Origin of the sequence: uncultured Rothia sp. (assembly GCF_963555405.1) — a bacterium.
GTDB lineage: Bacteria > Actinomycetota > Actinomycetes > Actinomycetales > Micrococcaceae > Rothia.
In genome coordinates this window covers 32,534-57,167 of the sequence record NZ_CAUVVO010000004.1, presented here as the reverse complement: position 1 = coordinate 57,167, position 24,634 = coordinate 32,534, and the positions used below count along the sequence as shown (strand labels likewise).

At 59.7% G+C, this 24,634-nt stretch carries 17 protein-coding genes; 5 read left to right on the top strand and 12 right to left on the bottom strand.

Annotated features, from left to right (window positions below):
- Positions 1-31 precede the first annotated feature (31 nt).
- Positions 32-1,264 carry a polyprenyl synthetase family protein gene (locus tag RWL87_RS04130; RefSeq protein WP_313969008.1) on the top strand — a complete coding sequence of 411 codons (1,233 nt, stop codon included), beginning with the start codon at positions 32-34 and terminating at the stop codon, positions 1,262-1,264.
- Positions 1,265-1,390: 126 nt separating this feature from the next.
- On the opposite strand, the gene RWL87_RS04125 is transcribed toward RWL87_RS04130, so the two are convergent.
- Entirely contained in the window at positions 1,391-1,759 is a 369-nt protein-coding gene (locus RWL87_RS04125; protein ID WP_070616602.1) for an Rv2175c family DNA-binding protein, read from the bottom strand.
- Between the two features lie 248 nt (positions 1,760-2,007).
- Between RWL87_RS04125 and RWL87_RS04120 the strand changes: the two genes are divergently transcribed.
- Complete coding sequence (locus tag RWL87_RS04120; RefSeq protein ID WP_313969007.1) at positions 2,008-3,708, top strand: serine/threonine-protein kinase; 1,701 nt, start codon at positions 2,008-2,010, stop codon at positions 3,706-3,708.
- A 169-nt stretch (positions 3,709-3,877) separates the two neighbouring features.
- Here the strand turns inward: RWL87_RS04120 and RWL87_RS04115 are convergent, their stop codons facing one another.
- The gene (locus RWL87_RS04115; protein ID WP_313969006.1) at positions 3,878-5,242 is read right to left on the bottom strand and encodes a class II 3-deoxy-7-phosphoheptulonate synthase; all 1,365 of its coding nucleotides are present in this window, start codon (positions 5,240-5,242) and stop codon (positions 3,878-3,880) included.
- Between the two features lie 355 nt (positions 5,243-5,597).
- A complete protein-coding gene (locus tag RWL87_RS04110; RefSeq protein ID WP_313969005.1) occupies positions 5,598-6,347 on the bottom strand; it encodes a lysophospholipid acyltransferase family protein in 750 nt (249 codons plus the stop codon).
- A 224-nt stretch (positions 6,348-6,571) separates the two neighbouring features.
- Between RWL87_RS04110 and RWL87_RS04105 the strand changes: the two genes are divergently transcribed.
- Both RWL87_RS04105 and RWL87_RS04100 read left to right on the top strand, forming a co-directional pair.
- Positions 6,572-7,438: an alpha/beta fold hydrolase gene (locus tag RWL87_RS04105; protein ID WP_313969004.1), complete on the top strand. Its 867-nt coding sequence runs from the start codon at positions 6,572-6,574 to the stop codon at positions 7,436-7,438.
- A gap of 152 nt (positions 7,439-7,590) precedes the next feature.
- Positions 7,591-9,759, top strand: a complete 2,169-nt coding sequence (locus RWL87_RS04100; protein ID WP_313969003.1) for an AMP-binding protein — start codon at positions 7,591-7,593, stop codon at positions 9,757-9,759.
- Between the two features lie 85 nt (positions 9,760-9,844).
- On the opposite strand, the gene RWL87_RS04095 is transcribed toward RWL87_RS04100, so the two are convergent.
- The 6 genes from RWL87_RS04095 to RWL87_RS04070 form a co-directional block, all read right to left on the bottom strand.
- Positions 9,845-11,302 (bottom strand): mycothione reductase, encoded by a 1,458-nt coding sequence (locus RWL87_RS04095; protein ID WP_313969002.1) that lies wholly within the window; start codon positions 11,300-11,302, stop codon positions 9,845-9,847.
- A gap of 259 nt (positions 11,303-11,561) precedes the next feature.
- Positions 11,562-12,374: a ParA family protein gene (locus tag RWL87_RS04090; RefSeq protein WP_313969001.1), complete on the bottom strand. Its 813-nt coding sequence runs from the start codon at positions 12,372-12,374 to the stop codon at positions 11,562-11,564.
- Positions 12,375-12,565: 191 nt separating this feature from the next.
- Positions 12,566-13,210, bottom strand: a complete 645-nt coding sequence (locus RWL87_RS04085) for a MerR family transcriptional regulator (protein WP_294627099.1) — start codon at positions 13,208-13,210, stop codon at positions 12,566-12,568.
- A gap of 714 nt (positions 13,211-13,924) precedes the next feature.
- Positions 13,925-14,698, bottom strand: coding sequence for a MerR family transcriptional regulator (locus RWL87_RS04080; RefSeq protein ID WP_070830439.1), 774 nt, complete (start codon positions 14,696-14,698; stop codon positions 13,925-13,927).
- Positions 14,699-15,293: 595 nt separating this feature from the next.
- Entirely contained in the window at positions 15,294-15,686 is a 393-nt protein-coding gene (gene gcvH, locus RWL87_RS04075) for a glycine cleavage system protein GcvH (RefSeq protein ID WP_294627101.1), read from the bottom strand.
- Between the two features lie 361 nt (positions 15,687-16,047).
- A complete protein-coding gene (locus tag RWL87_RS04070; protein WP_313969000.1) occupies positions 16,048-19,539 on the bottom strand; it encodes a bifunctional proline dehydrogenase/L-glutamate gamma-semialdehyde dehydrogenase in 3,492 nt (1,163 codons plus the stop codon).
- Positions 19,540-20,050: 511 nt separating this feature from the next.
- Between RWL87_RS04070 and RWL87_RS04065 the strand changes: the two genes are divergently transcribed.
- Entirely contained in the window at positions 20,051-20,977 is a 927-nt protein-coding gene (locus RWL87_RS04065) for a LysR family transcriptional regulator (RefSeq protein WP_105360686.1), read from the top strand.
- 183 nt (positions 20,978-21,160) lie between these two features.
- On the opposite strand, the gene RWL87_RS04060 is transcribed toward RWL87_RS04065, so the two are convergent.
- The 3 genes from RWL87_RS04060 to RWL87_RS04050 form a co-directional block, all read right to left on the bottom strand.
- Complete coding sequence (locus RWL87_RS04060) at positions 21,161-21,961, bottom strand: transcriptional initiation protein Tat (protein WP_313968999.1); 801 nt, start codon at positions 21,959-21,961, stop codon at positions 21,161-21,163.
- 11 nt (positions 21,962-21,972) lie between these two features.
- Complete coding sequence (locus RWL87_RS04055) at positions 21,973-23,349, bottom strand: hypothetical protein (RefSeq protein WP_049326872.1); 1,377 nt, start codon at positions 23,347-23,349, stop codon at positions 21,973-21,975.
- A 252-nt stretch (positions 23,350-23,601) separates the two neighbouring features.
- Positions 23,602-24,549, bottom strand: a complete 948-nt coding sequence (locus RWL87_RS04050; RefSeq protein ID WP_049359844.1) for a sugar-binding transcriptional regulator — start codon at positions 24,547-24,549, stop codon at positions 23,602-23,604.
- Positions 24,550-24,634: the final 85 nt, after the last annotated feature.

Below are 24,634 nucleotides of genomic sequence, written 5' to 3'. Positions count from 1 at the left end.
ACCGTACATAGCGACCATCAGCGAGGATAGTATGACTCCCCCTTCTCCTTCCGGAGCACCCACTCCCCAGGCGACCGAGAGCCTCACCGTAGCGGCACCGAATATCCCGGCGGCTTCTGCGCACCTCGCTGAGCGTATTGCTGAAGAGCAGCGAGCCTACCTGCACGCTTTTGACACTCTCATGGCGGAGTTTTTTACCCGCCAGCGCGAGCTACTTGAGGGCATTTCTTCTGAGACTCTACCCCTGCTGGAGGCTATTGAGTCTCTCTCCACCGGCGGCAAGCGCCTGCGTGCCCTGCTGAGCTACTGGGGTTGGCGAGGTGCGGGCGGCGCACCCGTAACCGAGAACCGCGCATCCTGGTCTATTGTGAAGGCCGGCATGGCGGTGGAGCTGTTCCAGACCTCCGCACTGATTCACGACGACATTATCGACCGCTCCAATACCCGCCGCGGCGCTCCCTCCGTGCACAAGCGTTTCGAGGCGGCGCACGAGCAGAATGGTTGGCGCGGTGATGCTTTCAACTACGGTCTGACCGGCGGCATTCTTGCCGGCGATCTGACCCTGGCGTGGTCTGCCGAGGTTTTCGCGTCCCTGGGTGAGGGAGCAATCTATGGCGCCCCTGCGCGCACTATTTTTGACCGGATGCGCACCGAAGTTCTGGCGGGTCAGTACCTGGACGTCTACTCCGAGGTTCTTGAAACCGAGGACGCTCAGGCGGCTCTGCAGCGTGCCCTGAACGTGATTCGTTTCAAGTCCGCCAAGTACTCGTGCGAGCACCCCTTCACGATTGGTGGTGCTCTGGCTCTGCAGGCTGCCGCGCTGGAGAGCGGTGCCGGTGCCGTGAGCGAGCAGCACCCGGTACTTGCCGGTTACCGTGCGTTCGGTCTGCCGCTGGGTGAGGGCTTCCAGCTGCGTGATGACGAGCTGGGCGTCTTCGGCCAGCCCGAGGTGACCGGCAAGCCTGCTGGCGATGACCTGCGTGAGGGTAAGCGTACCGTGCTGGTGGCGCTCACCTCCGCCGCCCTCGACGAGAAGGACGCGGCGCTTCTGCACAATAGCTTGGGCGACCCCGAGCTGAGCGATGAGCAGGTGGAGCGCATCCGTGAGCTGATGGTTTCTTCGGGCGCTTTCGCCAAGCATGAGCAGCTGATTGAGCAGAAGTCTCAGGCTGTGTTTGAGGCGCTGGAGGCGATGAACCTGGACGAGCTGACGCATGCGGCACTGACCGATATCGTGGGCCGTGCACTGCGTCGCAAGGCATAGATGCCCTGCGTCGTAAGGCGTAGAGGTTCAACACAGTTAGAACGTTAAACAAGTTGAGGCGGCATACCGAAGTATGCCGCCTCAACCTATTTAGCTATAGTTCTGAGCCGCTATTACCAAGCCAGATTACCAAGCCAGTGCCTGCGCACGGCGACGGATCTCGGTCTTACGACCGTCAATCAGTGCGTCGATGGGGCGGCCGGGCAGGGAGTCGTCGCTGGTGTACAGCCACACGATAGCTTCTTCATCGCTGAAGCCGGAATCCTTCAGGACAGCGAGGGTGCCCTTGAGGGATTCGAGTACTCGCGAACCGTTCAGGAATAGTGCGGGTACCTTGCGCACGTTGGTTTCCGGGTCGCGCAGCGCGATGAGCGTACCGTCAGAAATCAGGTTGTGAACGCGGGTCACCTTCAGGTCGAGGGCCTGCGCAATTTCAGGGATAGTTACCCAATCGCCGACGAGGGCGAAGGTCTGAGCAATATTTTCGTTAGTCACCTTTTAAGAGTGCCAGAGCTGGCACGTATTTACCACTTTTGACCCGCCGCAGGTTCGCTGCCCCTCCCGGGTTCTTTCGTTCTTGTGCCCTGCCCGTTGTTCTTGCGTTGGAGTCGGGTCCACCGGCACTTTGTAAGAATTCGCTGAGTGTTCACCTGCCCGGCGCCCTCTGGTATCGCTTCTGCCCAGGTGGGCGGGCTAAAATGTTGAGACGTATGAATACTCCCAGCCCACGCCGGATTTCTCCTGTGACCCCTCGTTCTTCTGCAAATACTTCTGTTCCTCCCGCCACTCGTCCCGCTGCCCCGGATACCGCTATTGGTTCTTCGCAGTGGCTCAGTGGCGCCATTATTGAGGGTCACTACCAGGTGGGTTCGCTTATTGGCCGCGGCGGCATGAGCGAGGTGTATTATGCGCTGGACCTGTGGTCGAATAACCCGGTCGCGCTCAAGGTTCTCTCCCCCGCTCTGGCTGAGGATGCAGCGAACCGTCAGAAGTTCCACCGTGAGGAGCGCTCGATGCGCCAGGTGGGTGGCGGCGGGCATACGGTGGGCGTGATTTCATCGGGTACCGAATATTTTTCGGGTCAGATGGTCATGTATATCGTGCTCGAGTACGTGCACGGTTGTACGCTGAGCCAGCTGCTACGTGTGCGTAATGCGCTGTCCCTGGGTGAGGCTCTGGATATCCTCATTCCGGTCGTGGAGGCGCTCTCGGAGGTTCACGCAAACCGCTACCTGCACGGCGATATTAAGCCGGGCAATATTCTTCTCGACGCTAACGGCCAGGTGAAGCTCACGGACTTCGGTCTCTCCCGCCGTGACGATCAGGTGGATGCGGGCGCCCCCATGGGCACCCCCGCCTACGTAGCGCCGGAGGTTCTTGATCCGAAGGTGAAGGTCGGAGCTCAGGCTGATATTTTTGCACTCGGCGTGATGATGTACCGCATGCTTTCAGGTCGTCTGCCCTTTGTGGGTCTGGAGAATGACCAGCAGGTGCTCTACCACAACGCCAACATTGAGATGCCCGCGCTGACCGATGTCGCGCCGGGTGCGGACCGCGATATTGCGGGGCTGATTTCGTGGTGTACCCGCAAGCAGCCTCACGCCCGCCCGGAGGATGCGACCGAGCTGTTTACGGCCCTGCTGGAGATTTCTGAGTCGTTGGGTGAGTCTGAGCGTGCTTGGCGTGCCCCCTCGTGCCCGGAGCCGGAGCTTCCTCTATGGGAGGCTGTTGCCGATATTGCGGAGCGTAGCGGTGCCGCGCAGATGGTGCGTAACACCCCGATTAGCGCATTTAGCGATGCCCGCGATCTGCTCGCCTACGATGTCTACTCCCCCGACAGCCTCGTGTACGATGCCTCGACGGCAGGTCAGGGTGTGCACCTTGCCGACGTGGATGCTGAGGACTCCGTGCTAAACCGCCAGGGCATTCCGCCGCTGGTGCGTTCCGCCTCCGATAATGACGAATCTGACCCTGATCAGGAGCAGGAAGGCTCAAAGGGCAAATCCAGCAAGCGTGGTCTGGGCTCATTCATGAGCCGCCGTACCGCCGCGACGAAGGGCCCGCTCACTCAATCTGTTGGCATTGGCCCGCAGACGGAGCAGGAGTTCATCTCAGCTCATGGCGAGTACGCCCCGATTCATGCGGAGCGTTCGCTGAGCCCCTCGGGTGCACGCCGCCCGAAGTCTAAGGGGTCGGCGAGCACCGCTGAGGCTTCACCGACTGAGGAGACCGTTTCTTCCCAGGATTCCGAGCAGTTGTCGCAGAAGGATCCTCGCCTTCCGGCTAAGCAGTTTAGGACTCCGCCCTCTGGTATGGCGGTGGGCGGCTGGGCTCTCGCGCTCATTCTGCTGGGTATGGGGTCGAGCTTCACCGGCTGGTGGCTTGCAACCTCGCTCGTGCAGTCGCAGTGGTGGCGCAATATTGAGGCGTTCCTGACCTTCTAGTAGTGCTCCCCTACTCGAGCACTCCGTCCTCGTCTGTGCACTCTGTCCTCGTATTTGCAGCGCGCAGGTTAAACGCAATGCCCGGGTCTTCATTCACGATGAATGAAGACCCGGGCATTGTTTTTTCTGCTATTTCTCACCGACTAGTACGGCGAGGCGCATGAACGTTTTATGCGCGGTTCTTGAGGTACTCGGAGACCAGGAACGCGATTTCCAGGGACTGCGAGTGGTTCAGGCGCGGGTCGCACAGGGACTCGTAGCGGTCAGCCAGTGCTGCCTCGTCGATAGCGTCGGAGCCACCCAGGCATTCGGTCACGTCGTCGCCGGTCATTTCCACGTGGATACCGCCGGGGAACGAGCCCAGAGCCTCGTGCACCTCGAAGAAGCCGCGAACCTCGTCGAGCACGTCGTCGAAGCGGCGGGTCTTGTAGCCGGAGGGCACGGAGATGGTGTTGCCGTGCATCGGGTCGGTGACCCACACGACCTTCGCGCCTTCAGCCTGCACGCCCTCAACAATCGAGGGCAGCTTCTCGCGAATGTTCTTCGCGCCCATGCGGGTGATGAAGGTCAGGCGGCCGGGCTCGCGGTTCGGGTCGAGCTTGTCGATCAGTGCGAGTGCGTCCTCTGCGGTGGTGGTCGGGCCCAGCTTTACGCCGATGGGGTTGCGGACCTTCGAGAGGAAGTCCACGTGTGCATCGTCGACGCCGCGGGTGCGCTCGCCAATCCACAGGAAGTGTGCGGAGGTGTCGTAGGGCAGCTGGGTGCGCGAGTCGATGCGGGTCAGAGCACGCTCGTAGTCCAGAACCAGTGCCTCGTGGCCGACGTACAAGTCGGTGGTCTTGAGAGCTTCGAAGTTCACGCCGCAGGCTTCCATGAACTTGAGGGCGCGACCGATTTCATTAGCGGTCTTCTCGTAGCGCTCGTGCGCGGGGTTGGAGGTGAAGCCGCGGTTCCACTGGTGCACGGCGCGCAGGTCTGCGAAGCCGCCCTTGGTGAAGGCGCGCACCAGGTTCAGGGTGGAGGCGCTGGTGTGGTAGCCGCGCAGCATGCGCTTGGGGTCGTGCACGCGTGCTTCGGGGGTGAAGTCGAAGCCGTTGACGGTCTCACCGCGGAAGGAGGGCAGGGTGACATCGCCGCGGGTTTCCATATCTGCCGAACGCGGCTTGGAGAACTGACCCGCCATACGACCCATCTTCACCACGGGCATGGAGGCGCCGTAGGTAAGCACTGCAGACATCTGCAGGATGGTCTTGACGCGGCCGGAAATCTTGTCGGCGGTTGCGCCCGCGAAGGTTTCTGCACAGTCGCCGCCCTGCAGGAGGAATGCGCGGCCTTCAGCTACCTCGCCGAGTGCCTGGCGCATAGCGTCGACCTCACCGGCGAAGACGAGCGGCGGTACCGAGTTCAGCTCGGCGATGGTGCTTTCAAAATCTTCGTGCTCGCTCCAGGTGGGCTGCTGGTCAATGTGCAGCTGACGCCAGTTGTCCAGGCCGTGGTCGGGGGTCTGCGAGGTGCTGAGGTTTTGATTGCTCATCTTCACTCCATCGGGATGGTCTTGTGCGTTTTCTGATTCAGCCGCCGTTTCGGGGTGCTCGGCGCGCCCTGTGCGGCGTGCTGGCTTGCGATTCTTCAGGCCGAATAGACCTAATTGTACTCTTGCTTGCTTCAACACCTAACCCCGCAGTCAGGTACATCTCACATGTTTAGATAGCGCCACCCGGTATCGGCGATAAGTGGGTTGATGAGCAGGGGGTTTATGCGCAGCGGGTTGATGAGCGCCATTGCAGAAGGGCATACGAAAGGGCGGGAAGCGGCGTCTACCGCATCCCGCCCTCTGGCGTATGTGCGCACCCGTTTGGGGTGCTGTCTCAATGTCTAGTGCTGCAGGTTTAGTGCTGCAGGTGCGCGACAGCTTCGTCAGCGCTCATGTTCTTATCAGCCATGAGCTTCTTGACGCGGTCGGCGTACACGTCCACGTATACCTGACCGCTCAGGGCGCGAATCTCGGAGCCGATACGGTCGGCGATTTCACGCTGAACGCGGTGGCTCATATCTGCACCGTCGGTGTATTCCTCGAAGGTGAGAGGCTTGCCAATAATGGTGCGCACCTGGATGGGCTTGCCGTCGTGGCGCAGGCGGACACGGTTCGAGCCGGAGGGCTGAATCAGGTCGGTGCCGATCTGGCCAACGGGTACCACGGGCGCGCCGGTTTCCAGGGCGAGGCGGGCGACACCAACCTTGGGGCGGTAGCCGCGTCCGTCGGGGCTGCGGGTGCCTTCGGGATAGATACCAATAACGCCGCCGTCCTTGAGGACCTGCGCGCCAGCGTTGAGGGATTCCTGGCTCTTCTGGCCACCCGAACGGTCCATGGGCAGCTGACCGACGCCGCGGAAGAACGCCGCCATGGCACGGCCCTTAACGCCGGGGGTGGTGAAGTAGTCGCTCTTGGCGAGGAAGTTCACGGTGCGAGGCATGGCGAGAGGAATGAAAATGGAGTCGCAGAACGCCAGGTGGTTGCTGGCAACGATGTAGGGACCCTCGGGCAGATTCTCTAGACCCACCACGTCATGGTGGTACAGTCCCTGCAGCAGGGGGGAGCCAAGAATCTTGAGCGTTGAATAGAGGGCAGTGTTAGGCATGGGGTCTCCTCTCTGAATGTTCCCGGCTCAATTCTAGCGTGTCTGGAGAGCCGCGAGAGAACGCGCGATAATTAAAGAAAAGAGAACGATTTTTCTGCGCACCGGTGTATTGGGTGCGCTGGAGGCGATATACCGGCATCGGTGCTGTGCCCGCGGTAGCCGGTCGGGGTACGCTATAGAGCCTCACCTGCGTTCATATTCTCGCAGGTTGGCGAAGGAGGACCATGAGCATTTTTGATAACTCGCTGGAGCCGCTCAAGCGGATGCACCGCAAGGCTCGCGAGCGCCGGCTTCTAGCAACCCAAAATGTTAAGGACTCCCTGGCGCGTCGCCTCGAGGGCGATCATGAAGCATTCGATCACTCCCCCGTTTCCTTTAGGCCTAACCCTGCGCAGCATTCTGTGGGTATTTTGCTGGTGCACGGTTTTACGGGTTCGCCGCACAGTATGCGCCCCCTGGCTCAGCGTTTTATGAAGCTTGGTTATGCGGTAGAGATGCCGTTGCTGACCGGTCACGGTACTCATTGGAAAGATTTGCGCGATAGCACCTATGAGCAGTGGCTGGCTTCTGCCGAGCAGGGGTACCGCCGCCTGACCGATCAGGGTCTGCGTGTGGTGGTCATTGGCATGTCGATGGGCGGCACGGTGGCAACTCATCTGTCGGCGCGTCTGCCGGTGGCGGGTACGGTACTCATCAACCCCTACATGGTGGATGTGAACCCGATGATGCGCCACGCGGGCAAGGTCTCTAAGGTTCTGCCGATGCTCAAGGCGATCGGTTCCGATATTGCGGTTCCTGGCGTGAGCGAGGGTGCGTATTCTATCGTTCCGACGGCGGCGGTGCATCAGCTGCATCTTTTGGGTGCTGAGACTCGTGCCCTGATTCCGCAGTTGAAGTCGCCGGTGCTGTATTTGCGTTCACTGGGTGATCATACTGTGTCGGATAGCTCCCATAAATATTTTCTCGAACATTGTTCAGTTCCTGTAGAATTTAGGTGGCTGACCCGCAGCTACCATGTGGCAACGCTCGACTACGACGCCGAGTATCTTCTCTCCACCGTTCAAGCTTTTGTCGCATCCCTAAACCACTAAATTCTGAAGGTTCCACGCACTGCACACCGGCGAATGCATCACCCGCCGCGGTGCGCAGAACACCCAGAAAGCCATCACGGCACCTCGAGAAATCGAGGATAGCCCGCGGCACCGGACCGCCCGAGCTTACGCCCTGATTTGAAAGGCGCATTATGAAAGTCTTCTCCGCTCCCGCTGAGGTTCTTGTCGACCCCTCGCTAAACCTGACAAGCATTGTTGAGCGCCACCGAGCCGATAGCTCCAACCCTGTGCTGTACCGCCGTCAGATGTCTCCGGGTAACTGGCAGCCGGTTCGCGCTCAGCAGTTCCACCAGATGGTGACCGATCTGGCGAAGGGCATGATTGCCGCGGGTATCCGTCCGGGTGACCGTGTGGGCATTATGAGCCGCACCCGTTTCGAGTGGACCGTCATTGACTTCGCGATTTGGTACGCGGGTGCCGTCTCCGTGCCGGTGTACGAGACCAACGCGCCCGCGCAGGCTGCGTGGGCGCTCGCCCATTCGGAAGCTACCGCCATCTTCGTTGAGGATGAGAAGCTCCTGGCACGCATTGCCGAGGCTGAGGAGTTCGCCTCCACGACCGAAGAGCCCATGCAGTTGAAGCACCGTTGGGTCATCGAGAACGGCGACCTTGACACTCTGAGCGCTCGCGCCTCCGAGGTGAGCGATGAGCAGCTGGAGAAGGTGCGTTCCGCAGCCGGTTGTGACGACCTCGCGACCATTGTGTACACCTCCGGTACGACCGGCCGCCCCAAGGGTTGCGCGCTGACTCACGGCCACTTCCTGAACCTGAGCGCCAACACCAGGCTGGTCGAGCCCGAGATTGCGAACTCCCGCAACTCTTCCATTCTTTTCTTGCCGCTGGCGCACGTTCTGGCGCGCCTGATTCAGGTTCTGGCGCTGGATGCCGGCCTGGTGATTGGTCATTCCCCCAACATCAAGAACCTGGCGTCTGACCTGGACAGCTTCAAGCCGACCATGCTGCTGGTGGTGCCCCGCGTCTTTGAGAAGGTGTACGAAGGTGCCATGGCGAAGGCGGCTAAGGGCGGCAAGTTCAATAAGTCTCTGTTTGAGCGTTCCACCGATATTGCGGTGCGCTGGTCGCAGGCAAAGGTTGAGGGTCGTGTGCCTCTCAAGCTGGCGGCACAGTACGCTCTCTACGACAAGCTGGTCTACTCGAAGCTGCGTGCCGCCCTGGGTGGCGAGCTTCGCTACGCGGTTTCCGGTGGCGGCCCCCTCGGCGAGCGCCTGGCGCACTTCTTCCACGCGGTGGGTGTGCAGGTGGTCGAGGGTTACGGCCTGACCGAGACCTGCGCCCCGATTGCGGCCGGCCGCATCAACCCGTATCAGATCGGCATGATTGGCCCGTTCATCCCCGGTTCCGAAGGCTACATCGCTGAGGACGGCGAGCTTCTGGTCCGCGGCGTGGGCGTGATTAGCAGCTACTACAAGAACCCCGAAGAGGACGCTCAGGCGTTCACCGAGGACGGCTGGTTCCGCACCGGTGACCTGGCTCGTTTCGATGAGCGGGGCTACCTGAAGATTGTGGGCCGCAAGAAGGAAATCATCGTCACCGCCGGCGGTAAGAACGTGATTCCGGGCATTGCGGAGAACCATCTGCGCACCTCTCCCCTGGTGTCGCAGGCGATGCTGGTTGGCGATGAGAAGCCGTTCATTGCGGCTCTGGTGACCTTGGATCCGGATACCCTGCCCGAGCAGTTGGAGCACCTGGGTCTGCCGCGTTCGCTGACTATTCCTGAGGCTGCCGTTCACCCGGCAGTTCGCGCAGCGATCCAGAAGCTCGTGGACGAGGCGAACCAGCTGGTTTCCCGCGCCGAGGGTATTCGCGAGTTCCGCATCATGAACCGTGATCTGACCGAGGAAGATGGTTACCTGACTCCTTCGCAGAAGCTGCGCCGCGCGAAGATTCTGCAGGACTTCTCCTCCTACGTGGATGAGATGTACGGCAAGGTTTCCGATAGCACTTCGGATTCCTTGGCTCGCCTGCAGGAGTACGCTGCGGAGCAGTCTGAGAAGTTCGCTGAACTGCGTGAGCAGGCAGCCGAGCGTCTGCACGAGTATGCTGACCAGCAGACGGAGCGTCTTGCTGAGCTGCGCGAGCAGGCAGCTGAGAAGCTTGAGGAGCTGCGTGAGCAGGCGGCTGAGCGTATGCAGAAGCCGCAGGAAGAGAAGGCGGAGGCTAAGGACGACGCTAAGAAGTCCGATAAGTCTGAGAAGGCTGAGGATTCTTCCGCTGAAGCTCCTGCTGAGAAGGCAGAAGCTAAGAAGGCTGAGAAGAAGCCTGAAAGCGACAACGACTAACAGGCTCCGGCTAGCATAACGAGAGGAGGGGGTCGTACCTAAGTGGTACAACCCCCTCCTCTCGTATGTTTTTATCTAGCCATCGTTAGTTGGCGGGCTCGTCAAATTCCAGGCCGAGCAGCGCGTTCTCGACGATTTCGGTCAGCGCCGGGTGAATCCAGTACTGACCGCGGGCCAGGGTGCGGGCATCCATGCCGAAGCTCATTGCCTGTAGCAGCGGCTGGATGAGCACGGAGGACTCTTCGCCGACCAGGTGCGCGCCGAGCAGCTCGCCGTTATCCTTGCGGGCAATCAGCTTGCACAGGCCGACCTTGTCTTCCATTGCCCAGCCGTAGGCGGTGTCGCCAAAGTTCTGCGCCTTGACGGTAATCTCAAAGCCTTCACGCTCAGCCGCCTCGCGTGCCTGCTCTTCGGTCATGCCGACCACGGCGATCTGCGGGTTGGTGAAGACAGCACCGGGTACGTAGCGGTGGTCGCTGGCGCGCAGATCTTCGGGGTGGCTGAGGTTATGCTGCACGACGCGTGCTTCATGGTTTGCCACGTGCTTGAGCTGGTAGCGGCTGGAGACGTCGCCGAGGGCGTAGACGCCGGGTACGGGTGCGCCGTTGTAGAGCACGCGCTGGTACTTATCGACGCTGAGCTGGCCGCCATCCTGCACGTCGAAGTAGTTCTTCGCGTTGAGGGTGTCGGTATTGGGGCGGCGACCGGTTGCCACGAGCACAGCGTCCGCCGGGATTTCGAGCAGCTCTTCACCGTTCTCGGTGGTGCGCTTCGCTACGACGGTTACGCTGCCGTCGGCGTTCTCGCGGATTTCGGAGAGACCCGCATCCTTGACGATGTTCCACTGCTTGCTTGCGGCTTCTTCGAAGCGTGCCACGACCTCTTCGTCCACGCCGCGCAACAGGCGGGAGGAGCGGTTCAGCTGGGTTACCTCGGTGCCGAATGCGGAGAAGACATGGGAGAACTCTGCCGCAATCACGCCGCCGCCGATGACGACCATGCGTGCGGGCAGCTCGTCCATGCGCATGACGTTGTCGTTGGTGTAGACCTTGGAGGAGTCAATGCCGGGCACGGGAGGCAGCACAGCGCGGGAACCCGCGGCAATCACAATCTGGCGGCCCTGCAGGCGGGTGCCGTCGGTCAGCTCGATGGTGTGGGAGCCGACGAAGCGCGCATACTGGTCGTAGAAGTCGACATTGGGCAGGCCGGCGCGCCAATCACGGCCGCCTTCAGAAATCTGGTCAATGCGGGAGGCGAAGATACGGTCACGAATCTGTGCCCAGTGCACGGCGTCCACGTGTGCGTCGACGCCCAGGTGCTTGACCTCGCGGGTCTTCTGCGCGATGGTTGCCGGGTAGACGTACATCTTGGTGGGGATGCAGCCAACGTTCAGACAGGTGCCGCCAAAGATACCGCCGTCGACCAGGGCGACCTTCTTGTCGTCCCATTCGGGGCCGATGAGGGTGTTGCCGGATCCGGAGCCGATGACGATGAGGTCGTACTGTGCTACGCCGTCAATGCGTTCTACGTTCTCGATGCTCATGTGGTCCTCTCGTTTAAGGTGTTGAGGCTGGGCTCCTCCCCCAGCGTGCCCCTCGATGACGGGCTTATTTCTGTTACTGCCACTATAACGCGTGGAGGGTCTGGACTATTCCCAAGATCTCATCTCATTGCCTGTTGATACGCAAAAGTGCGCCGTCCCAAAGAACACAGCGCTGAGAACACGGCTGTTTCTTGAGAAGACGCACTCATGCATTGAGACTACTCGAGCCCGCGGATTAGCAAGGCTTAGATGTCTGCGATTAGAGATCAGCCATGAGCCCAGCCAACAGGCGGGTGAAGTCAATGGCGGGGTCGACCGACTCTTCGTCGGGCCAAAAATGAATCGGGTACGCGGCACCCTGGGCACGCTGCAGCACGGGGCTTTCGGCGAGCACCGGTTCTGCCACGAGCTCGCCAAAGAGGGAGCGCATTTCGTCACGGCGGTAGCGGTGTTCACTATCGTTGGGGCGCATCTTGTTAATGATGACGCCTGCACCATCAATGCTGATGCCGCTTTCCTGCTGAAAACGTACGATGGCACGCAGGGTTCGTTCGGTGCCCGCCACGGAGAAGAGGGAAGGCTCTGCGACCGAGAGGATACGCTGGCTGACCGCCCAGCCCATCGAAGATAGGGTGCCGAGGAATGGTGGGCAGTCAATCAGGATGACGTCATAGGCGTCCGCTGCCGCTTCCACCATACGCTTGAATCGGCGGATGAACGGCGCGGCGTCCTGGCGGTCCACGAGAGTGGATCGCGCCGAACCGCGCGCCACCTTCACGCTACCGGTGGTCACGGGGTTATTGGTCAGCAGGGTGGGTTTGCCGACGAGCGCGTTCCAAGAGGAGCTACCGGCTTCCTCCGCGAAGGCGCGCTCATTGGAGCTGGCGATTAGGGAGGCGACGTCGGGGATGGTTTCATCCACCGCCAGGCCGGTGCTGGCGTCGCCGTGGGGGTCGAGGTCAATAACGAGTGTGGAGAGTCCGCTGTGTAATGCCGCGGAGGCAAGCCCCAAAGTGATGGACGTTTTGCCGACGCCACCTTTGAGGCTGCTGATACTGACGATGCGGGGCATGCAGGTCCCTTTTATGAGTGAGGTGTAATGCCCCTTTATTTTAGCGAATCTTCGCTTTTCTTCCGGCTCTGACAGGGGTGTATCTTGAGTTTTTTCTCAAGTGGGCATTGAATATTCCCTCGGGCTTAAAGCTTCAGCCCGCGCTCGCCACCTGACAGGTGGTAAACGCGGGCTGATCTACGTTTTATGTTTTATGCCTGTGCGCGGCGGGCACGGCGGGCGGCGAGTTCGTCGCCCTCGAAGTTTTCGTGCATTTCTTCGCCGGGCTGACCGTTGAGGTTCATTTCGATTTCACGCCAGACGCGACCGATAGCGATACCAAAGACACCCTGACCCGCCTGAACCAGGTCAATAACCTCGCTCGGGGAGGTGCACTCGTAGACGGTGGTGCCGTCACTCATCAGGGTGATGTTCGCGAGGTCGTCAATGCCGCGGGTACGCAGGTGCTCAATGGAGGTACGAATCTGCTGCAGGGACACGCCGGTGTCGAGCAGACGCTTCACAATCTTGAGTACGAGCACGTCGCGGAAGCTGTAGAGACGCTGGGTGCCGGATCCGGAGGCGCCACGCACGGTGGGTACAACCAGGTCGGTACGTGCCCAGTAGTCGAGCTGACGATAGGTGATGCCGGCTGCCTTGCAGGCGACGGCGCCACGGTAGCCGAGGTTTTCCTCGACCACGGAGACAGGGTCGGTGAAGAGTACGCCCTGTTCACCGCGCGGAGGCGGTGCTACGGGGAAGAGGGTATCGAAGCCGTCCAGGGGCTGGTCAAAGCCCTGGGGTGCGTGCGTGGTTGCGGCCTCGCCTGCATTTTCGGCTACATGTTGCTCTAGCACGGTCCCTCCTTTTTCGTTAAACCCTTTTAAGTGCTTCACCGCGCCCTATCAAATGCGGTCGATATCGTTCCGGTGTAGCCCCGATTGTCGGGGGGAGATTCTAGGGTTGAGATCTAGAATCTGCGTCTATGACTCGCGTGGTCCCTCTCGAGTCCTGCGCGGTTTTCAATGCTACACATTGGTTCGACAATACGATTCGCGGAACACGTCTCGATAGTGCGACCGATGCGCGATAGGCGCGGTTGTTCAATCTATTTTAACTGATAGAGGGCTCTACTTAAAATTGAACCCACCGGAGCAAATGATCTTTTCAGATTCATTCTCCAGCATTAACACCGTATGAGGTGCCCCTCCCCCGCCATTCGATTCGCTTTCCCCCATCTCCGCTGCGTGGCGGGAGTTTAAAAAGTAAATGCGTACGGATAGGTAGTCCGTACGCATTTACAGCTGAGTTGAGTGAATAGCCTTGGCAGGCCGGGAGCCCCCTGGTGAGAAAGCTCTTCGTGTTGGACGAAGGGGTAGAAGTTCCGAGCGTGCCAGCGTCGGCTTCGTCCAAGTCTAGAGGCCGCTACCCGTTGGTAAGGGGTAGGGACTATAGAGGGAATCACCATGGTCAGCGGTGATTCCCGAGGGAAATCCCCGTTTGGGGAGAGCGGTAGAACCGCTCAGGGTTTACGAGCGGCAGACTGTCCGGTAGCCTGCGTCTTCGTGTGCCTACTCGTAGGTAGGCATTGCCGATTCAACGAGAGTTGCGTGCAGCTGCAGGCACAACTTGCGAATCTTGTCGGCACGTTCCTGCGCCTGAGCCTGGGAGGCTGCGTCGCGGCGCGATGCCAGCGGAGCCACTGCGATTTCCACGAGGGAGATTTCGCGGTCTGCCGCAGACTTGAATGCGCGCAGGTGGCGGGGCTGAATGCCGTGCTGGGTCAGCTCTGCGCTCACGCGGGCAATCAGCACGTCGTAGTCGGTGTATTCAACATCCGAGCCATCTTCGAGCAGTCCGAAATCAATCAGTTCACGGATCAGCTCGGGGGTGGTGTTAGCGTACTCTGCCAGCTCGCGCAGGGTGTAGGTGCGACCTTCCTGCTCATCCGGTCCGAGGACGCTGTCCAGGACGTCTTCGCTAACGGTGGCAGGCATGGAGTTCAGCACGCGACCAGCTTCCAGGTCCTCCAGATGCTGACGGATGACCTTGAGCGGCATGTAGTGATCACGCTGCATGGTGAGAATGTAGCGCAGGCGCTCAATGTCCGTCTGGGAGTACTTGCGGTAACCGGTTTCGGTACGGCTGGGGTGCACCAGACCGCGCTCCTCCAAGAAACGAATCTTGGATGCGCTAATACCGGGGAACTCCAGGTCGAGCTGGCTAAGAACCTGACCAATGGTCCGGCTCTTAACGTCACGCGGGTTACGGTCAGAATCGCCGTTCTCCACGTCCTCTAGTTCAACCTCAGCGTTAGTGAGGTTTTCATCGATGCGTGAGGTCATCTATGTCTTTCGGGTACTTGTTCAGCCGATGTCGATACGAGCCGAAATTTGAGTGAGTGGCTCGTTCCCCCGGTCGGGAGTCTCGCTTCGCGCCGAACATCTTTGCTTAGTGTTGAGAGTGTGATAGATAAGTTCGGTTGTTTATCACGAAATGATAAACCGCAAACCTTCGAGACAATCTTATAGCCTCACAAGGCATTTTGCTATTCAGTTCGCCCTTTTCAGAGGCTTTTTGAACCCAAAAATAGCCACGCAATCAAACACAATCCAGTAGAGACAATACCAATTTTAGCAAATTTCCAATATTGCGAGCATCCGCGTCTCATATTGGACTGCTTTACGGGGAAAATTTTATCTTCTCGCGATAGTTGAAGTTTTCATCACATTTAACCTGAAAGAGCCTCCCACTAGGGGTTTAGCTATCCTTCAAGCCCCTACAGCAGGTTCAAATACCCTCAAGATGAACCTTACCCACGCCCGTTTATTTGCGTTTGTGTGCACTTTAAATGAAAAACGGCGAGACCAATCGGTCTCGCCGTTTCATCAATACGTACCTCTCATGCTGAGGAACGCCAAAGCTATAGAGTCTATCGACTTAGAGCTTAGCCAGCTCAGCCTTGTACGCCTCTGCATCCAGCAGGTTAGCCAGGTCGTCAGCGTTCTCGGGGCGAATCTCAACAATCCAGCCCTCGCCGTAGGGATCGGAGTTGACCAGTGCGGGGTCATCCTCCAGACCCTCGTTGACAGCAACAATCTCACCGGAGATGGGAGCAAAGAGGTCAGAGACAGACTTGGTGGATTCAATCTCACCGAAGCTATCCTCAGCAGCTACAGAGTCGCCAACGGAGGGAAGGTCGACGTAGACGACGTCACCCAGTGCATCCTGAGCGTGGTCGGTAATACCAACACGGACGGTGCCCTCAGCGGTGAGAGCGGAAACCCACTCGTGCTCAGAAGTGTAAGAGAGTTCTGCGGGAACGTTGCTCATAGCAGCGGTGTCCTTTCAGTGTGTTCTTGCGTAGCGCGGACCTTCCCGCGCACGGTTCCGTTCCGCGTGTGGGATTGCGAAACGTCCTACACCAATTATCACATAAGAAGTAACGCGGGGCACGTCTAAACACCCCCGTACCATTTCTATGACGCTATTTTTCCTCTTCTTACCCGTGCACCTAAGCATCCGTCTCTTATCGACCTCTAGGCGCCTCTCTAGTAATCACCTTCACGCTCGCCCTCTGGGCGCCCACTCCCCTATATCGGGGAGCGGCAGATACGCAAAAAGCTCAGGACCCCACACCATGAAGGTGCAGGGCCCTGAGCCTTAGGCTAGAGAGCTAAACTCTCACAGCCCCTTAGCGGGAAGAAATGACGCGCTCGGAGAAGCGGTTCGGGTTACCGAAACGGTGTGCGGTAATCGAAACAGCCTGCTCGCGGAGGAAGGGCAGCATCTCGATACGGCCAGCCTCGGTGACCGGTGCGAAGTACACTGCAACATCCGGGCGACCACCCAGTGCCGAGTAGATGGACTTCACGTCGTTACCGATGTAGCGGATACGGGTGCCTTCCAGCGGGGTACCAGCCAGTGCGCGAACCGGGGTCTTAGCGTTCGAAGCCAGGTACTCGCGGAACTGAGCGTCCGACTTGACCTCGTACTTGATGCCCTTGTTCTCCAGGACGCCGCGGACGTCGACCGGCAGGTCCTTACCGACGGACAGAGCGACCGGTGCGTTAGCTGCCAGACCGGCGAGCACAACGCGCAGGGTCTCTGCGGGCGATGCGGACTCGTCTGCACGAACCAGAACCTGGGTGGGTACGTAGCGCAGGATGTTGCGCTCGACGCCCAGCTTCGAGGGATCGTGGCCGAAGCCGAACTCGGTGTCCCAAGCGTGTGCGTCAGAGGAGACACCGCGCTTGATGAATGCGAAGTCCTCGCGCTTGCCCAGCTCGGAGTTCTCGATGGTAGCCAGGGTCTCGCGGACGGTCACCGACTGGGTGGTTGCGGTCGCGGTTGCCTGTGCGGGCTCCCAATCGGACAAAGCGATCAGGTAGCTGGGGCCACCAGCCTTGGTACCAGAACCCACGGTGGACTTCTTCCAACCACCGAAGGGCTGACGCTGAACGATTGCACCGGTAATTGCACGGTTGACGTACAGGTTACCTGCCTGGACCTTGGAGAGCCACAGCTCGAGCTCGTCAGCATCCAGCGAGTGCAGGCCTGCGGTCAGACCGTAGTCGGGTGCGTTCTGCAGCTCGATTGCCTCTTCCAGGGTGTCAGCGGTCATGATGCCCAGGATGGGGCCGAAGTACTCGGTCATGTGGTACTCGGAACCGGGCTTGACGCCTTCGCGAACACCGGGGCTCCAGAGGCGACCGGTCTCGTCCAGTTCCTTGGGCTGAACGAGCCAGCGCTCACCCGGGCCGAGGGTGGTCAGACCGCGCAGCAGCTTCTCTTCCGGCTTCTGAACAACGGGGCCCATCTGGGACTCAATGTCCTGCGGGTGTGCCACGTGCAGCGAGTTGACGGAGTCAAGCAGCTGACGGCGGAAACGCTCGGACTGTGCCACGGAGCCAACCAGGATGACGGTCGAACCAGCGGAGCACTTCTGACCTGCGTGGCCGAATGCCGAGTAGACGACGTCCTTGACAGCCAGGTCGATGTCAGCGTTCGGGGTGACGATGATGGAGTTCTTACCCGAGGTCTCACCGAACAGGGGCAGATCATCACGCCAGGAGCGGAAGAGCTCAGCGGTCTCGTAACCACCGGTCAGGATCAGGCGGTCAACCTCGGGGTGCGAGATGAGCAGCTTACCTGCAGCGCGGTCAACAACCTTGACGAGCTTCAGAACTTCCTTGGGAACGCCTGCATCCCACATGATCTCTGCGATCAGTGCACCGGTGCGAGCGGTGATGGTTGCGGGCTTGAAGATGACAGCAGAACCTGCAGCCAGACCAGCCAGAACACCACCGGCGGGGATAGCGGTCGGGAAGTTCCACGGGGGAACAACCAGGGTCAGGTCAACGGACTTGGGCTTTGCGCCGTCGATCTTCTCGAGGTCCTCAGCCAGCATTGCGTAGTAGTATGCGAAGTCGATTGCCTCGGAGACCTCGGTGTCGCCCTGCTCCAGGGTCTTGCCAGCCTCAGCTGCCATGACCTCCAGCAGGTCACCGCGGCGCAGTGCGATAGCCTTACCGACCTTGCGCAGAATCTCTGCACGCTCGTGACCGGAGAGCTTACCCCATGCCTTGCCAGCCTCTTCGGTTTCCTTGATCAGCTTCTCTGCGTCAGCTTCGCTGGTCAGCTCGTTAGCCTTGAGGGTTTCGATGCCCAGCTTGGTGGTCTTGGAACGCTCGAGGATTGCGCGGCCCCACTCACGGTTGCCCGCCAGTGCGGGGTCGGTGTCGGGGGTGTTCTCAAAGCGGCCAGCCGGTACGAAGACGTTGTCCTCGTTCTCGGTCAGACGGTTCTGGGTGCGCTTGGATGCGGGAACCTCGTCAGTGACGGAGTTCAGTGCACGCATGAAGCGGTCCTCTTCGCGCTTGAAGATGGACTCGTCGGTTGCCAGGTCGAAGATACCGGACATGAAGTTCTCGGAGGAAGCGTTCTCCTCGAGACGACGGATCAGGTATGCGATTGCAACGTCGAATTCCTTGGGGTTCACGACGGGCACGTACAGCAGCAGGTGACCAACGCGGCGGCGGATAATCTCAGCCTGCTGCTCAGCCATACCAATCAGCATCTCGAACTCGACGCGGTCCTTAACACCGCGGTCCTCAGACAGCAGCAGTGCGAATGCAACGTCGAAGAGGTTGTGGCCTGCAATACCGAGGCGGATGTTCTTCACGTGCTCGGGGCGCAGTGCGTAGTCCAGAACGCGCTTGTAGTTGGTGTCAGCAGCCTGCTTGGTGTCCCAGGTGGTCAGCGGCCAGCCGTGCATAACAGCTTCCACGATCTCCATGGAGAGGTTTGCACCCTTAACCAGGCGGACCTTGATGCCTGCGCCGCCAGCCTCAACACGCTTAGCAGCCCATTCCTGCAGGTGCTGCATTGCAGCCAGGGTGTCGGGCAGGTATGCCTGGAGCACGATACCGGCTTCCAGGTCCTTCAGGTGCGGCTGGTCCAGAATCTTGGTGAACACCTCGATGGTGAGGTCCAGATCCTTGTACTCCTCCATGTCCAGGTTGATGAACTTCTTGGGGGAGGAAGAAGCGGCCAGCTCGTACAGCGGGGTCAGGCGGCGAACAGCGGTCTCAACGACCTCGTCGAATGCCCAGTGCTGGTGGGGGCCGGAAACAGCGGACACCTTAATGGAGACGTAGTCAACGTCGTCGCGTGCCAGCAGGCGCTTGGTCTCAGCCAGGCGGTGCTCTGCTTCCTTGTCACCCAGAACTGCCTCACCGAGCAGGTTGACGTTCAGGCGGTTACCGGTCTTGGTCAGCTCTGCAATTGCGTCGCCCAGCTTCTCCTCGGAAGCGTCGACGATCAGGTGACCAACCATCTCGCGCAGCACGCGGCGTGCAACGGGAACGGTGGGCCATGCGACCTTGCCAGCCAGCTTGCCACCGAAGCCAACAGCGGACTTCATGTACCAGGGCAGGAAGGAAGGTGCCAGGCCGGAAATACGGGAAAGGTTGCGGCCGGAGACGTTGTCGTCTTCGGGGCGAATAACGCCATCAACAAAGCCGACGGTGAAGGGAAGACCATTGGGGTCCTTCAGAACACCGGCGAGCTGCTCAGCCGCGAAGGTGGGCTTGATCGACTGGGACTCGTTTACCCACTGACGAACAAGCTGACGAGCTTCCAGAGCCATCTTCTGGTAGTGCTCAGATGCGAAAGGATGGGTCATCCTTGACTCCTAACTATCTCACTGTGTGCGGTGCACACCACGTTTGGCGATGTCTCTATTTCACCACAAAAGGGTAATAAATACCTCATTAGAAAAACTGAATGTTTTTTCCAAAATCCATTTAGTTTTTCTAAATGATTGTGCAGCGTGGTTCTCGCCCGGTAACCCTCCGAACACCGAGCCCAAAGAGAAGAAACGAAGACCATAGCAACATCGCTATCCATCCTTCTCAGGCTAGCACTTTCAGAACGCAAATACCGAACCGATTTCGTAACAATCGAACACTTCAAAACCATTCCCAAAAGCATCTATAGAACTAAGGTTCACCACACTCTCCCGGAATACCCGCCGTACAAGCCAACACGCGCCTCCGAAGGCCTCCCCGTCTCAAAAAGAGCCACACAAAAGCCCACGCGGTACCATAGACAAGAGTCCACAATGAGAGACGCACCACGGAAGAGTTCGGGAGCGCAACCCACCCGAACAACCGGGCGCACCAGGGAGGAAAAACGTGTCAATCTACGACATCCGACGCATGCAAATGCTCCTCGAAATCCAAGAACGCGGCACCATCATCGCCGCCGCAGAAGCGCTCAGCCTCACCCCCTCCGCCGTCTCCCAGCAGATTGCCACCCTCGAAAAAGAAACCGGAACCCCGCTGCTACAGCGCATCGGCAGGCGCGTACAGCTCACCAGCGCCGGACTCATCATCGTCGACAGCGCCCGCAGCATCCTGCGCGAACTCGACCGCATGCAAACCTCCGTCGCCAACCTCACCGGCGAACCCGCAGGCATGGTGCGCCTCGCCATCTTCCAGTCAGCAGCCTTCGCACTGCTACCCGCAACCCTCAGCTACCTTGCCGAGCACGCCCCCTCGCTCACCCTGCAGGTACTGCAAATCGATCCCGAAACCGGCACCTCCCTCACCCGAAGCCGCGAATACGACATGGTGCTCTCCGAAGCCTACCCGCACCACCACATCCCCGAATACCCCGAGCTACACTCCGAACTACTCACCGAAGACCCGCTCAGCCTCATCGTGCCCAGCACCTCCACCATCACCTCCATTGAAGAGGCGCACGCACTGCCCTGGGTCCTCGAAATGGAGCAGAACACCTCCCGCAGCTGGGCACTCAACCAATGCCGCACCGCAGGATTCGAACCGGTCATCCGCTACAGCGCCAACGACATGATCACGAACTCCAACCTCGTCAAGGCTGGATTCGCCGTCACCATCGTGCCCGGCTTCATCCTCTCCTCGCTCTCCACCACCGAGGGGCTACGCATCGTGGAGCTACCCGGCAAGCCCTCCCGCAAAATCTTTACCGCCGTACGCCGGGAATCTGCCGCCAACCCCGCCATCGCCATGGTGCGCGAAGCCCTACACCACGCGGTCAAGGTGGCATTCGGCGAGCATGAAAAGACCGAAACCGCATAGGAAAACTCAGCCGCCGCCCAACCCGGCACACTAGACAACGCAAAGGTCGGGGCCGTTCCCACGAACGACCCCGACCTTTCACTGTGCCTTTTTGAACAGGCGCCTATATATAGAGGTATAAAAGTACAGGCAGCGGAGCTACTCCCCCGCCGCGCCCATTCTCCACAAGCGCCAGTTCAACTGCTAGTTCAGCGAAGCCACCACAGCAGGGCTCTGCACCTCATAGAACGAAGAGGACAAACCAGCCGCCGCCATATCCAGCACAGCGCTCACATGAACCTGCTTCAATGCAGAACCGGCAACGCCCGAAGCCACCTGATAATTCAGCTGAACATCCAGACGGTGACCGCGAGGAATAGCAGTACGCAACTCCAGAACATTCTCACTGCCGGAACCAGCCTGACCGGTCTGTTCGCTACGGCGCACCGCATCAAGATTCAGAGCATCCACCGGAGCCACCAGAGCCGAAGCGCCCAAGTTGCCCGAAGGCAACACAGCCTGACCCGAAGTAACGCGAAGAGTCACCGCAGGATTCAGCAACAAACCAGTCTTCGGATCCTGCGCGCGAGCACGCACCATCAGGCGAGTACCCACCGGCAGGGTCGAATTGCCCTCATTAATAATGCTCAGACGAGTCGGCAGATTCCGGAAAGCAACAGTACGCGCCGGCTGGCTCTGCATAGACACAGCCTGCACGCCGGTAGCCGCCTTCAACTCCAGGCGGATGCACGACTCGTTATATCGCATCGGCACCTGCACCAGCGCAGAGCTCGCCGCGCCGCCATGCTGACCACGCTGGCCACCGCGCTGCCCGCCACGCTGCCCGCCAGGGCGCTGGGTCACCGGGGTCACGCGAGCGCGCTTACCACCCGAACGAGTTGCCGCCTCCGCAGCGCTCACGCCGCCAGCCACCAGGGCAGCCGAAGCGCCCGCAACCTTCAACGCGGTACGGCGAGAAGCATTCATCAGATTATTCTTAGTCATTTTCTACTCCCCTAAGCCTTCGCGATACGGTACACGCCACTAATCGTGCCCTGCCACCAGGTGCCGTAACGGTCAATCGTGCCCACCATCTGCAGGGTGTCACCACCGCCAAGCAACAGGCTCACATGCTGAGGCAGGCGCTGCTCATGCATCGTCTTACCGGTTTCCATGTCCAGCGCGACCGCCCACGCGTAGGCGCCATTCGCCAAACCAGCCGGACCGCGGCGACGCTCACAGGTGTAAATCAGACCGTCAGCAGTGGAGTAACGAGGAACAGCCGAAGAGTACACGTCCTTACGGTCCCAAATCTTACGCAGACCACGGTTGGTAATATCCCAACGCTCCATACCGGGGGCAAAAAGCGCATTCGCAGGAACCGACGGGCCGGCGCCCTCAGGGTACTTCGGGTAGGGGTAGCCGTAGGTGCTTGCACCGACCATCGTGTTACCCACACCGATCATGGAGTTCTCAGTGCCAGAGGTACCGGCAGTAAACAGGCCGGCGCTACCGACCTTCGCACCGTTATCAGTGCGGTACACAATGACCGACTCCTGAATATCAGAGTTATCGGTCAGCATCACGTAATCCGAACCGTTCGGGCCAAAGAACGTCGGGGAGGCACCGGAACCCCACGCGAGCTTACCCGGCTTGCGGGCGCTACCGCGGTCGTACGCATGCCACCATTTGAGGGTGGGCGCGCCGGTTGCAGTAGCGTTCAGCATATAAATAGCGTGAGAAGTCACCACGCTCACGCCCTGCGGGCACGCCGAAATCGAGTTATCAATACGCTCACCCGCAATCGACGCCTTATTCAGGCGCATCGAGCGAATCGTGCCGCGGGCAGAATCAATCACCGCGATGTAGCCGTTCTTCGTCGCAACCCAAATGCGACCGGACCAGTCGGGCACCAGACCAACCACAGCGTCATTGGCACTCTGGGCGAGCATGCGGCTCAGGTCAATACGCTCATCAACGCGGATGCTGCGTCCGTCAGCAGAGTGGGAGAGGCGCAGCAGGCACTGAGAGCCATCCACCAGAACCATGCGGTCCTGCGCGTCAAGGTAGGCGTACACACCACCGAGCAGCGCGCCCTTCGGGATGTCCAGGTGGGAGAGCTCGCGGCCGGTATGCGGGTCAAGGATAGAGAGCTTCGGGGTGATGAACTCGCCGTGGGCGAAGACCTGGGTGCAGAGCACCTGAATGAAGCCGTCACGTCCGGCAAGAATCGTCGGGCAGGCGCCGCCGAGCTTCGTGCCGGTAATCTTCCAGTCACCGGCGCCGGGGCCGGCAAGAGGAGTAGCGTCGGAAGACTGGGCATCACCGTGCATGGTGGTAATGCCGGGAGCGCCCAGGTGCGGATTCGCCTGGGCGTTATAGGTGGGGGTCATGGTTGGTTCTTTCTAACGGTGAGTGGCGCACACCTTCAATGGAGTGCACAAATATGCGCTTTCACATGCGCAAACGTTTCACATTGTAGGGTCAGAAAGCAGTTTTTGACGACACTAAAGGACACCTTGAAACATTGTTCAGGCGACGCTTGAGATCTTCACCTGGAAAGCTCTCAAGCACTACCTTTCAGATTCAAGGCGCCCCTTTACCCCATCACCACGGACTCTCATACCCGCGGCGATTATTTTTAGCTATTTCTCCATGAGCGCCTTTGCCAGGGCATCATCAAGAACCAAGTCAGTAATTGCGCCCGTACGCAACGCGCCGCGCAAAGCACGCACACGGTGAGTACCGGACGCAACGCAAATACGGCGCGGAATGCGGGCAAGCTCCTTCGGAGTCGGACCGGACGCACGCTTATTCAACTCAAGATCAGCCCACGAGCCGTCCTCACGCAGAAGAATCGTGCACATATCCCCCACAACGCCCAGCTCACGCAACTGACGCTGCTCCTGCACCTCAAAATAGCCACCCGAATACACGTGAGAAGGAATAGGTCCACCAAAAGCACCCACGCCAAAAATAGCGAGGTCAACATTCTGCTGGGCATGCAGATTCTTCTGCACGCTACGCTCACGCCACATGGCGGTCTTCGTGTCCGCATAGTCAAAGAACGCGGGAACCGGAAAATGGATAGTCTGCGCATCATAGGCATTCACCAACTGCCCCAGCAGGGAACCCAGGTACGGAATGCCCGAATGGTGCGCGTTACCGGCACCATTCATCTGCACCACAGTCACGCCCTTCAGAGGGCGGCGCGGCAGATGACGAGAAATCTCGGTCATCGTTGAACCCCACGCCACACCCAGGCTCGTTCCATTATCAATCAGGGAATCAAGTAGAGCCGCCGCAGTACGGGATACCTGGCTCATGCGGGCGATGGGGGTGGCGTCCGAACGGACATTCACGAGAGTAACGCGCACCTTATAGCGCTCACCGATGCGGCGCTCAAGCTCGCTGCGGGCACGGAAGGAATCATCTAGACGGATCTGCACCATGCCGCTCTCACGAGCACTTTTAAGCAGACGCGACACAGTGGCTCGAGAAACCCCCAGACGAGCCGCGATAGCGTCCATCGTCATGTTGTGGATGTAGTACAGCTGTGCCGCCTCGTAAGTGTGGTTAGCGCGTTCGTTCATCGACCCCAGACCCCCAGTGAAAATCCGTTCAAACTACTTGGTTATTATTTCACCATTGGGTTTTACTATTTGCAAGATGAAACCC